Source organism: candidate division KSB1 bacterium, assembly GCA_016214895.1.
GTDB lineage: Bacteria > Electryoneota > RPQS01 > RPQS01 > RPQS01 > JACRMR01.
This window is the reverse complement of sequence record JACRMR010000011.1, coordinates 1-10,968: the sequence shown is the minus strand read 5'-3', so window position 1 is coordinate 10,968 and position 10,968 is coordinate 1. Positions and strand designations below refer to the sequence as shown.

At 58.7% G+C, this 10,968-nt stretch carries 13 protein-coding genes and 1 pseudogene; 10 read left to right on the top strand and 4 right to left on the bottom strand.

Annotation, left to right across the window (positions count from 1 at the left end):
* From pssA to truA, 6 genes are all read left to right on the top strand, one after another.
* Positions 1 to 763, top strand: a 763-nt coding sequence (pssA, locus tag HZB60_06290) for a CDP-diacylglycerol--serine O-phosphatidyltransferase (GenBank protein ID MBI5059374.1), incomplete at its 5' end; no start/stop codon positions are given.
* Complete coding sequence (gene leuC / locus HZB60_06285) at positions 729 to 1,991, top strand: 3-isopropylmalate dehydratase large subunit (protein ID MBI5059373.1); 1,263 nt, start codon at positions 729 to 731, stop codon at positions 1,989 to 1,991. The genes pssA and leuC, both read left to right, overlap by 35 nt.
* A complete protein-coding gene (gene leuD / locus HZB60_06280; GenBank protein MBI5059372.1) occupies positions 1,988 to 2,485 on the top strand; it encodes a 3-isopropylmalate dehydratase small subunit in 498 nt (165 codons plus the stop codon). The genes leuC and leuD overlap by 4 nt, the downstream gene beginning before the upstream one ends.
* Positions 2,485 to 3,591 carry a 3-isopropylmalate dehydrogenase gene (gene leuB, locus HZB60_06275; protein MBI5059371.1) on the top strand — a complete coding sequence of 369 codons (1,107 nt, stop codon included), beginning with the start codon at positions 2,485 to 2,487 and terminating at the stop codon, positions 3,589 to 3,591. The genes leuD and leuB overlap by 1 nt, the downstream gene beginning before the upstream one ends.
* Positions 3,588 to 4,625 (top strand): aspartate-semialdehyde dehydrogenase, encoded by a 1,038-nt coding sequence (locus tag HZB60_06270; GenBank protein ID MBI5059370.1) that lies wholly within the window; start codon positions 3,588 to 3,590, stop codon positions 4,623 to 4,625. The genes leuB and HZB60_06270 overlap by 4 nt, the downstream gene beginning before the upstream one ends.
* A gap of 83 nt (positions 4,626 to 4,708) precedes the next feature.
* A complete protein-coding gene (gene truA / locus HZB60_06265) occupies positions 4,709 to 5,476 on the top strand; it encodes a tRNA pseudouridine(38-40) synthase TruA (GenBank protein ID MBI5059369.1) in 768 nt (255 codons plus the stop codon).
* 18 nt (positions 5,477 to 5,494) lie between these two features.
* Here the strand turns inward: truA and HZB60_06260 are convergent, their stop codons facing one another.
* Positions 5,495 to 5,824, bottom strand: coding sequence for a TfoX/Sxy family protein (locus HZB60_06260; GenBank protein ID MBI5059368.1), 330 nt, complete (start codon positions 5,822 to 5,824; stop codon positions 5,495 to 5,497).
* A 78-nt stretch (positions 5,825 to 5,902) separates the two neighbouring features.
* Positions 5,903 to 6,832 (bottom strand): integron integrase, encoded by a 930-nt coding sequence (locus tag HZB60_06255; GenBank protein ID MBI5059367.1) that lies wholly within the window; start codon positions 6,830 to 6,832, stop codon positions 5,903 to 5,905.
* A 426-nt stretch (positions 6,833 to 7,258) separates the two neighbouring features.
* On the opposite strand from HZB60_06255, the gene HZB60_06250 reads away from it, so the two are divergent.
* Positions 7,259 to 7,522 (top strand): hypothetical protein, encoded by a 264-nt coding sequence (locus HZB60_06250; GenBank protein ID MBI5059366.1) that lies wholly within the window; start codon positions 7,259 to 7,261, stop codon positions 7,520 to 7,522.
* 174 nt (positions 7,523 to 7,696) lie between these two features.
* Here HZB60_06250 and HZB60_06245 read toward each other — a convergent pair whose 3' ends face one another.
* A complete protein-coding gene (locus HZB60_06245) occupies positions 7,697 to 8,002 on the bottom strand; it encodes an XRE family transcriptional regulator (GenBank protein MBI5059365.1) in 306 nt (101 codons plus the stop codon).
* 13 nt (positions 8,003 to 8,015) lie between these two features.
* Complete coding sequence (locus HZB60_06240; protein ID MBI5059364.1) at positions 8,016 to 8,360, bottom strand: type II toxin-antitoxin system RelE/ParE family toxin; 345 nt, start codon at positions 8,358 to 8,360, stop codon at positions 8,016 to 8,018.
* 573 nt (positions 8,361 to 8,933) lie between these two features.
* On the opposite strand from HZB60_06240, the gene HZB60_06235 reads away from it, so the two are divergent.
* The 3 genes and pseudogenes from HZB60_06235 to HZB60_06225 all read left to right on the top strand — a co-directional run bounded on the left by HZB60_06235 (position 8,934) and on the right by HZB60_06225 (position 10,890).
* The gene (locus HZB60_06235) at positions 8,934 to 9,539 is read left to right on the top strand and encodes a hypothetical protein (protein MBI5059363.1); all 606 of its coding nucleotides are present in this window, start codon (positions 8,934 to 8,936) and stop codon (positions 9,537 to 9,539) included.
* Positions 9,540 to 9,659: 120 nt separating this feature from the next.
* Positions 9,660 to 10,478: a restriction endonuclease gene (locus HZB60_06230; protein MBI5059362.1), complete on the top strand. Its 819-nt coding sequence runs from the start codon at positions 9,660 to 9,662 to the stop codon at positions 10,476 to 10,478.
* 149 nt (positions 10,479 to 10,627) lie between these two features.
* A pseudogene (locus tag HZB60_06225) lies at positions 10,628 to 10,890 on the top strand (BrnT family toxin).
* Positions 10,891 to 10,968 lie beyond the last annotated feature (78 nt).

Here is a 10,968-nt window from a genome sequence, read left to right as displayed (position 1 = left end):
CCGGCGGGGAGTGTACGTACTGCCGAACCTCATCACCTCGGGGTCGCTGTTCGCCGGGTTCTACTCCATCGCCTCCACCTACACGGGGAACTTCGAGAAGGCGGCGATGGCGATCGTCGCGGGGGTGATCCTCGACGGGCTCGACGGCCGCGTGGCGCGGATGACGCGCACGACCACCAAGTTCGGCGTCGAGTACGACTCGCTCGCCGACCTCGTCTCCTTCGGCGTGGCCCCGGCGTTCCTCGTCTACGGGTGGGCGCTCTCCGCGTTCGGCCGGTGGGGATGGCTGGCGGCGTTCCTCTACCTGATCTGCGGGGCGCTTCGGCTGGCGCGGTTCAACGTCCAGATCAACTCGGTGGAGAAGTGGAAGTTCAACGGTCTCCCGATCCCGGCGGCGGCGACGTTCGTCGCGTCGATGATCCTCCTCTTCTACTACCTCGGGGGGTCGGGGGGCTTCAAGCACTTCGCGGTATTGCTTACGATCTACGTGCTGGCATTCCTGATGGTGAGCACGGTCCAGTTCAACTCCTTCAAGGACCTGGAGCCGTTCCGCAGGCGCCCGTTCAACACCCTGGTGGTGTTCGTCTTCCTGGCGCTGCTGCTGGCGGCGGAGCCGCAGGTGATGATCTTCATCTTCATCTCCGCGTACATCGTCTCCGGGCCGATCGGGGAGGTGGTGGCGATGGTCCGGAAGCGCGGAAAGAAGGAAGAAAGCGAGAAGCCGATCCATGGGGATGACGCTCACAGAGAAAATCCTCGCTGAACACGCGGGGAAGGAATTCGTCGCGCCGGGGGAGCTGATCCTGGCGAAGGTCGACCTGGCGCTGGGGAACGACGTGACCAGCCCGATCGCCATCCAGGCGTTCCGGTCGACGGGCGCGAAAGCGGTGTTCGACCGGGAGCGGGTCGTGCTGGTGCCCGACCACTTCGCCCCGAACAAGGACATCAAGAGCGCCGAGCAGGTCAAGATGATGCGCGAATTCTCGAAGGAGTTCGGGCTCGCGCACTGGTTCGAGGTCGGCCGGATGGGGATTGAGCACGTGCTGCTCCCCGACGAGGGGCTCGTGGTTCCCGGGGACCTGGTGATCGGCGCGGACAGCCACACGTGCACCTACGGCGCGCTGTGCGCCTTCTCCACCGGCGTCGGGAGCACCGACCTGGCCGCCGCGATGGTGTCCGGAGAGGTGTGGCTCAAGGTCCCCGAGACGCTGCGGATCGTCCTCTCCGGCAAGCCCAGGAAGTGGGTCGAGGGGAAGGACGTGATTCTCCACCTGATCGGCGAGATCGGCGTCGACGGCGCGCTCTACCGGTCGATGGAGTACGCGGGGGACGGGCTTGCGCACCTGCCGATGGCGTGGCGCTTCACGATCACCAACATGGCGATCGAGGCGGGGGCGAAAAACGGCATCTTCCCGTTCGACGGGATCACGAAGGCGTACTCCGACGCGCGGCCGAGGAGCAAATACGAGGTCGTGACCGCCGACCGGGACGCAAGGTACGCGGAGGAGCTATCCGTCGACATGTCCGCGCTCGAGCCGGTCGTGGCGTTCCCGCACCTGCCGGAGAACACGCGCCCCCTGTCGAAGGTGGGGAACGTGCCGGTGGACCAGGTCGTGGTGGGGTCGTGCACGAACGGCCGGATCGAGGACCTGCGCCGGGCCGCCGAGGTGATCCGGGGGCGCAAGGTGCACGACGGAGTGCGGATGCTGATCTTCCCCGCCACCCAGGAGATCTACCTGCAGGCGATGCGGGAAGGATTGATGGAGACGTTCGTCACGGCGGGGGCGGCCTTTTCCACCCCCACGTGCGGACCGTGCCTGGGCGGGCACATGGGGATCCTCGCCAAGGGGGAGCGCGCGATCGCGACGACCAACCGCAACTTCGTGGGGCGCATGGGACACCCCGAGAGCGAGGTGTACCTCGCCAACCCCGCGGTGGCCGCGGCGTCCGCGGTGCTGGGGCGGATCGGCGGGCCGGAGGAGCTCCCATGATCCTTTCGGGAAAGGCGTGGAAGTACGGGGACGACGTCGACACGGATGTCATCATCCCCGCGCGGTACCTGAACAGCTCCGACCCGGCGGAGCTGGCGCGGCACTGCATGGAGGACATCGACGCGTCGTACGCCGGAAAGGTGTCCCCGGGCGACTTCATCGTGGCGGGGAAGAATTTCGGGTGCGGCTCCTCGCGCGAGCACGCCCCCATCTCCATCAAGGCGTCGGGCGCCTCGGCGGTCGTCGCCCGGTCGTTCGCGCGGATCTTCTACCGGAACGCCTTCAACATGGGGCTGCCGATCTTCGAGGCGCCGGAGGCGGTCGACGCGATCGAGACGGGGGACCGGATCTCCGTGGACATGGAGAAGGGGATCCTGCGGAACGAGACGAAGGGGAAGGAGTTCCGGTTCTCCCCGATCCCCCCCTTCATGCAGGAGCTGGTCGCCGCCGGGGGCCTGCTGAACTACATCAAGACCCGGAAGAAGGGGAGCTGATGGCCGCGAAGAAGATCTGCGTGTTCCCGGGCGACGGGATCGGCCCGGAGGTCGTGCGGGAGGGGCTTGCCGTCCTGCGGACCCTCGAGGAGATCGCCGGGAGGAAGATGTTCGAGACGCAGGAGGAGCTGCTGGGCGGCTCCTCGTACGACGTGCACGGGGTCCCGATGGCCCCGAACGCCCTGGCGCTGGCGAAGGCGTCCGACGCGGTGCTGCTGGGAGCGGTGGGCGGCCCGAAATGGGACGTCCTCCCGTTCGCCGTCCGTCCCGAGCGGGCGCTCCTGGGCTTAAGGAAGGAGCTGGGGCTGTTCGCCAACCTGCGTCCCGCGGTGGTCTTCGCGCCCCTCCTCGACGCCTCCCCGCTGCGGCGGGAGCTGGTCGAGGGGATCGACCTCATGGTGGTGCGCGAATTGACCGGCGGGATCTACTTCGGCGAGCCGCGGGGCGTGTCCATGGTCAACGGGGTGGAGACCGGGATCAACACGGAAGTGTACACGCGCCCGGAGATCGAGCGGGTGGCCCGGGTCGCCTTCGAACTGGCGCGCAAGCGCACCCGGAAGGTCATGTCGGTGGACAAGTCGAACGTCCTGGAGGCGACCGAGCTGTGGCGCAAGGTCGTCTCCGAGGTGGGGGCGAAGGAGTACCCGGACGTCGCGCTCTCCCACATGCTCGTGGACAACTGCGCGATGCAGCTCATCCGCAACCCGCGCCAGTTCGACGTCATCGTGACCACGAACCTGTTCGGCGACATCCTGACCGACGAGGCGTCCATGATCACCGGCTCGATCGGGATGCTCCCCTCCGCGTCGCTCGGCGGCAAGGTGGGGCTGTTCGAGCCGATCCACGGCAGCGCGCCCGACATCGCGGGGAAGGGGGTCGCCAACCCGCTGGCGACGATACTTTCCGTCGGGATGATGCTAAAATATTCGTTTGACATGCCCGGGGAGGCCGCCTGGATCGAGGGCGCGGTCACACGGGTTCTCGCCGACGGATTCCGGACCGGGGACATCTTCCGCGAAGGCGAGGGGAATAAGGTCGGCACGACCGAGATGGGCGAGCGGGTCCGGGACGCCGTCCGGAAATTGTCCAAAGGGGTGACGCGATGAGCGGCAAGCGGTTCAACGTGGCCGTCGCCGGCGCGACCGGGGCGGTGGGTGAGGTGTTCCTGCAGATCCTCGCGGAGCGGAAGTTCCCGATCAAGAACCTCCGGCTCCTCGCATCCGAGCGGTCGGTGGGGAAGAAGCTCAAGTTCGCCGGACAGGAGTTCCCCGTGGAGCTTCTCTCCAAGGACGCCTTCCAGGGGATCGACATCGCCCTGTTCTCGGCTGGCGCGTCGCGGAGCAAGGAGTTCGCCCCGGCGGCGTGGGCGGCCGGCGCCGTGGTGGTCGACAACTCCTCCGCGTTCCGGATGGAGCCGGACATCCCGCTGGTGGTGCCGGAGATCAACCCGGAAGCGATCGGGATGTACACGAAGCGCGGGATCATCGCCAACCCGAACTGCACGACGATCATCTCGATCATGCCGCTCAAGCCGCTGCACGACTTCGGCACGCTGACGCGGGTCGTGGCGTCCTCATACCAGGCCACCTCGGGGGCCGGCGCCAAGGCGATGGCGGAGCTGATCGCGCAGACGAAGGCGTTTGCGAAGGGCGAGTCGCTGGAGGTGGCGGCGTTCAAGCACCAGATCGCCTTCAACGTCATCCCGCACATCGACGCCTTCCTGGAGAACGGCTACACCAAGGAAGAGATGAAGATGACCAACGAGGGGCGCAAGATCATGGGGATCCCCGACCTGCGCGTCACCTGCACCACGGTGCGCGTGCCGGTCCTGACCGCCCACTCGATCTCGATCAACGCGCAGTTCGCGAGGAAGATCACGCGGGAGAAGGCGCGGGAGCTGATCGCGAAGTTCCCCGGGTGCCAGGTGATGGACGACCCGGGAAACAACGTCTACCCGATGCCGCTGTTCTGCGCGGGGAAGGACGACTGCTACGTCGGCCGCATCCGCGAGGACGACAGCGCCGAGAACAGCCTCAACCTGTGGGTGTGCGGCGACCAGCTCCGCAAGGGCGCGGCGCTGAACGCGGTGCAGATCGCCGAGGTGCTCGCCCAGAAGTACCTGCAGCCCGCCCGCGTATAAACCGCGGGTGGTCCGCAACGACGCAACGGCCGCCGGGAGCGGGGGGGTCCCCCCGCTCCCGGTTCTCATTTGAAGGGGCAAGGGTGGAAGATCCCGGACAAAGCGGAACGGCGCGGCGCGTAAAGCTGACGGTCTCCTACGACGGGACGGCGTACGCCGGGTGGCAGATCCAGCCCAACGGGACGACGGTCCAGGCGGCGATGGAGGGTGCGCTCGCGAAGATCCTCCAGGAGCCGGTCCGGCTGCGGGCGGCCGGACGCACCGACGCCGGCGTCCATGCCCGGGAGCAGGTCGTCGACTTCGCCGACTCCGGCGTGCGGGACCTCGAGACGATCGTTCGCGGCGGAAACGCCCTTCTCCCTCCCGACATCCGCATCCAGACCGCTTCCGTCGTGCCGGAGACGTTCGACGCGAGGCGCCACGCGACGGAGAAGGCGTACCGGTATTTCCTTCATCTATCCCCGGTCGATTCGCCGTTCTTCTCCCGATACGCATGGCGCATCGAGAAGCCCCTCGATCTGGCCGCGATGCGGGAGGGGCTGTCGCACCTGGTCGGCGAACACGATTTCACGTCGTTCCGCGGACAGGGGTGCACCGCGATATCGCCGGTCCGAACGATCTTCCGGGCGGATGTGAAGCGGCACGACGTCCCGGGGCTTGTCTCCATCGACGTGTCCGGAGCGGGATTCCTGCGACACATGGTGCGCAACATCGTCGGAACGGTGGTGGACGCTGGAAAAGGGAAGCATCCGCCGGGGCGCGTCGGGGAGATCCTCGAGGCCCGGGACCGGTCGGCCGCCGGGCTGAACGCCCCCTCCCACGGCCTCTTCCTCTGGCGGGTGGCGTACTGAAGCGCCCGGGAGGGGAGGCTACTTCGGGGGGAGCGACATCGTGAACTCCATCGCCCGGTCGATCCACTTCCGGAGGTCCCGGGACGACGCGAACCCCGCGGGCTCGACGTAGACCATCCCCTTCATCGGCCTTCCCGTGAAATCCATCCGCCCGGCGTGAGGGCGGGACAGCGCGGTATCGTACCCCTTCGGTCCCACCCGGAGCATGAGGCGGTCGCCGATCACGCCGCAGCACATGTTGCCGCGGACCATGAACGCGATCCCGCCGAACATCCTCTTCTCGACGACGTCCGGCGCCCCCGCCAGCGCCCCGCGTATCCTCTCCGCCACCGTCTCGTCAAACGCCATCCTTTCCTCCTCCGTCGCCGTCCCGGCGAAGCGTCTACGATGATATAGATGGCGCGGCGCTCCCTGGGTTTCCTCAGCCTACGCGTCGTCCGGGCTGCGGACGGCGAGCCCGGGCCGGTTCAGCACGTGAGTGTAGATCATCGTGGTCTGCACGTCGCTGTGCCCGAGCAACTCCTGCACGGTGCGGATGTCCGAGCCCGACTCGAGCAGGTGGGTGGCGAAACAGTGCCGCAGCGTGTGGCATCCGACCGGCTTGGAGATGTCCGCCTTGCGCGCCGCGTAGCGGACCGCGCGCTGGAGAGCCGTTTCATGCAGGTGGTGCCGCCGCGCCTTCCCGGTGGCCGGATCCACGAACAGCCGCGAAGCGGGGAAAACGTACTGCCAGGGCCACTCGCGGGGCGCTCCCGGGTATTTCCGTTCCAGCGCCTTCCAGAACGTCGCTCCGGCGTAACCGACTTCCATGTCGCGGGCGTGGATCTTCCGGACCTCGGCGAGATGGCGGGAGAGCCGTTCGATCCAACGATTGGGCAGGACCGTCACGCGGTCCTTCTGTCCCTTCCCGTCGCGCACGAAGATCTGGCGGCGATCGAGATCGATGTCCTTCACCCGAAGGCGCAATACCTCCATGAGCCGCAGGCCGCCGCCGTACAGCAGCGCTGCCGGGAGGCGATACGCCTCCTCGATGGAATCCAGGAGCCGACGGACCTCATCCCGGCCCAAAACGACCGGCAATCTCGCGGGACGTCTCGACCGCCGGAACTCCCCGAGATCTCCGAACGGGGAACCGAGAACGTGCTTGAAGTAGAATACGAGCGCGTTGAGCGCCACTCCCTGCGTGGACGCCGACATCCCTTCCGAGACCACCAGGCGTTCGAGAAAGGCACGGACGGAATCGGCGTCGCGGTCCATCCCCCCATCGCGGCAGAAGCCGAGGTACCGCTCCGTCCAGAACACGTACGACTCTTCGGTGCGGGTGGAGTAGCGGCGGCACCGGATGGCGTACCGCAACCGCTCGGCCGCCGTGTCTTCCTTGGGGGGCGGGATATCGGGGGGCGGCGGAGTTCGACCTCCTCGCGGGTCGCGAGGTGGAGCGGCCCGCCGCCCAGGCGGGCGGCGAACCGTCTCGCCCAGACGAGATACCACTTGAAGCGTGACTCGGGGCGACCCCGAAGGGCAAGCGCCCTGCGAAACGGTTCGGCCCAGGACTCCGGGGGACCGCCCGGGTGATCTTCGCGGCAGTTGTCTCCCATGGAACCACCCCCTTCCGTTTCCAGGGGGTCCCAGCAATTCCCATGCTACACAGCACGGGCTCCGCCACCTCTCATCCCGCACCGTCTAATAAACTAACTTTACGGCCCGGTCTCCACCCAACCCCCACCCCACACCTTCTAATCAACTGTTAGGCGTATCATTTCTGATTGAAAGGAGAAACGAATGACGGATGCTTATGCAAGCAACGGTGGGTCGGCTGGAATTGCATCATTTTTACCATTAATAATACTCGGAATCATATACGGCATTGTTCTAAAATTTATAGCAAAGAGATTAGGGAAAAATGAGTGGTTATGGTTTCTTATTGGATTAATTCCGTTAGTTAATGGGATCGCAGGGCTCTGGCTAATGTATACTGCTTATAACTACATAATGGATAAACTGGAATTTCTTGAAAAATCGATTAATCGCACCGGCAATAATTAATATAATGATTCTAAACGTTATAATATTTAATAATTTGAGGGACCAATTACAATAAACCTAACAACAAATTTAAAGCGCAATTATTAATATATAAAAATATGAACGCCTAACAACAGGCTGGAGCTGACGGCTGCCCTGCGGGAGATCGTGAGGCCCCGCAGCTCAGCCTGAGCGTTAGGCGACTTTGGATCTCTTGGGAGGACCGACGACCACCTTGACGCGAACGCCGGCACGGGTGAGCATGTCGACCAAAGTGTCGATGCTGAAGAGATGAATCTTGCCCTTGTAGAGATCGCTGATGCGAGGTTGAGTCACACCGAGTAATTTCGCTGCTTCCGTTTGTTTGAGACCCCTTGCTTCAATGGCCTTGCGGAGGTGGATCATCAAAGCGGAACGGACCTTCAGGTATTCGGCTTCTTCCGAGGGGAATCCCAGATCCCGGAAGATGTTTCCGCTGGAGCGCGTAATTTTCTCTTTCATAGGGAACCTTCCTTCACTGCTCTTTTTGTCGACTTCGTTCTCTGATTACCTGCTTCAGTCGATACCGCGCCAGTTCGATCGCCGCGTCCGGTGTCTTCCGGGTTTTCTTCTGAAATGCATGCAGTACGTAGATCCCTTCGGAAAACTTCGCAAGGTAGAACACTCTGTGTTCAAGCCTAGTGTGGATTCTAATTTCGTAGATTCCAGGACCCACAGTCCCTATTGGCTTCCAATCTGGTGGCTCCAAGCCTTGCTGAACAAGATGGAGGCAGTGTCCAGCCATGCGGCGTGCGTCTTCCGGGAAGGCACGAAGATCCTCGAGAGAGGAACCGACCCAGAAGATCGTTTTTTCATCCACGAGGGGAGTATACAAAAACTTGTATATTGTGTCAACGTCGCCTAACAACAGGCTGAAGCTGACGGCTCCTTCGGTTCACGCTTTTTGCTTTACCGCGGTTGGGGAAATGTGTGGCCGCGGGGCGAAAAAGCGCGCCCCTCGGCCCGCAGCTCAGCCTGAGCGTTAGGTTGATCTGGTTGGGAGAATCTATTGAAGTTAGAAATTAATTTCAGAAAAAAGGATTATAAATTCCTAATAATATTTATTTCAATAGCAATTGTTCCATTGTTTGCCTATATATATTCTTCGATCACGGCGTTTTTATTAAGTATATTATTTGGTGTTGTTTCGGTGGGTATTCCTATTAATATAATGGGTCCATTCGTATTAATTATAGGATTTATTTTTGCAATAATTACATATTACAAAATATACAGGCATTTAATTAATAACTACGAAGACGATAAATTATAAAAATTGGAGACAACCTAACAACAGGCTGGAGCTGACGGCTGCCCTGCGGGAGATCGTGAGGCCCCGCAGCTCAGCCTGAGCGTTAGGTGGTCCAAGATATTAATTTTGGGGAATTTATTTATGAACACTAAAGAATTTAGAAAATTACAAGGATGGATTGATTATGAAAGGCATCGTTTACACGATTTAAATAAGGAACAAGAAATACTATATTTTGAAAAAAGATTGAAAATGATACTATTAATTCCAGCAAACGAAATGTATAAAAGCATAATGAGAAAAAGAAAGAATAGTTCCGCTGTGCTTTGCTTTGGGACATGTATTTGTTGCGCGATTGAGGCTCTCGGAAAATTCCATACAGGCGTTTTGGAAAGAAACAATGGGTGGAAAAATTTTGAAAGTTGGATAAAGTCATACATGGATAAGGGTTATTTTCAGAAACATAATAATGATACATATGCCAGAATATTGTGGGATGATTTCCGGAATGGGTTAGCCCATGGTTTTACAATTAAAAACGGTGGATTTGAGGAAGATGTAAAGTATTTTAAGTTAAAATCAATTAATGGAATAATGCAATTAGAGATTGATCCGAAGCATTTTTATGAGGATTTTCGAAGTGGCGTTGATAAATATATTGATTTATTAAAAAAGGCTTCTATTTCTGATTCTATGTATTTGCGTTTTAATCATGCTTTCCGCGGTGTATTTATTTTGGGCTTATGAGAATGGAATTGGTATGCCTAAGTTAATAGGAATATACCATTTGAACCGAGATAGATTATGAATGTTATCGCTATCGCAGTAGTAATATTATTATGCGTTATTGGCTTAATAAGTTCACTATTGGATAGACTCAAAAACCCACCACCAGATCCGGAAGTTGAAAAAATTAAGAGGGGAGAGCGAAAAGAAGAGGAAAGACGCCAATTCGAGGAAAAGCGCCACAGTCAACGCATGGTAGATACGGCAGAAACAGAACGACTTTGGGTTGAAAATAAAGATTTAGTGCTAAAATTTTTCGAAATATCGTATCGAAAAGTGTCCATCCGTGATGATTATGGGGATGAATCATGGAGTGTATTACATAAGCAAATTGTTGAATGTCTTCAAAAAATAGGTGAACGGGAAGGTGTTAAGGTCGGAATTATAAAAGACTGGTTTAAGGATGATAAATCGTGGAGATTAGAATATTCATCTGGAAAAGAGAAGCAATTTCGTGAACTAGCCCGGCGTCTTGATTCTTCCTTCCGCATCTACCACGAAAAACAGAAAAATAATTTAGTGCCCATGTCTGAAATAGAAGGATATTCCGGTCAAGAATTTGAGGCGTATATTGCGAAGCTTCTCCCTTTAATTGGTTTTCATGAAATTTGTGGGACACCAGTTACTGGTGATCAAGGAGCAGATCTTCTCGCACGTAAGGACGATCGCTTGTTTGTATTCCAGGTTAAAAGGCAAAAGTCACCAGTAGGTAATAAGGCAGTACAAGAAGTTGTGGCAGCACTTCAATTCTACGGTGGGGACGAAGGTTGGGTGATAACAAACTCAACCTTCACTCCTGCCGCAAGTGCGTTGGCGGAAAAAAGTGGTGTTCGTCTTGTCGATGGTGTTTATCTAGGGACTTTAATTCAACAGGTATTAGTCGGGAGTCCAAATGTTTGATTCATGTGGCCACCTAACAACAGGCTGGAGCTGACGGCTGCCCTGCGGGAGATCGTGAGGCCCCGCAGCTCAGCCTGAGCGTTGGGCGGACTAAGTTGTTATTGGAAATCCTCTTGACGTGATGCACATACGTGCATACGATGGTGCATGTGGACTACGAATGGGATCCTAAAAAAGCGGCATTGAACCTCAAGAAACACGAGGTGAGTTTTGCAGACGCGGTCACGGTGTTCGCCGATGACCGCGCTTTGACATTAACGATTCACAACCTGATGAGGAAAGGCATATTACATTGGGCATTGATGCCCAGGCTCAAGTTCTTGTTGTGGTTTACACCTGGCGTGGAGAGCGGATTCGAATTATTTCCGCACGTCGAGCAACCCCCAATGAAAGAAGGCAATACGAGAGGTGACCTATGAAAAAGGAATATGATTTTTCGAGTGCGAAGAGAGGGGCATTGGACCCCCTACCGAAGGGGAAAACCCGGATT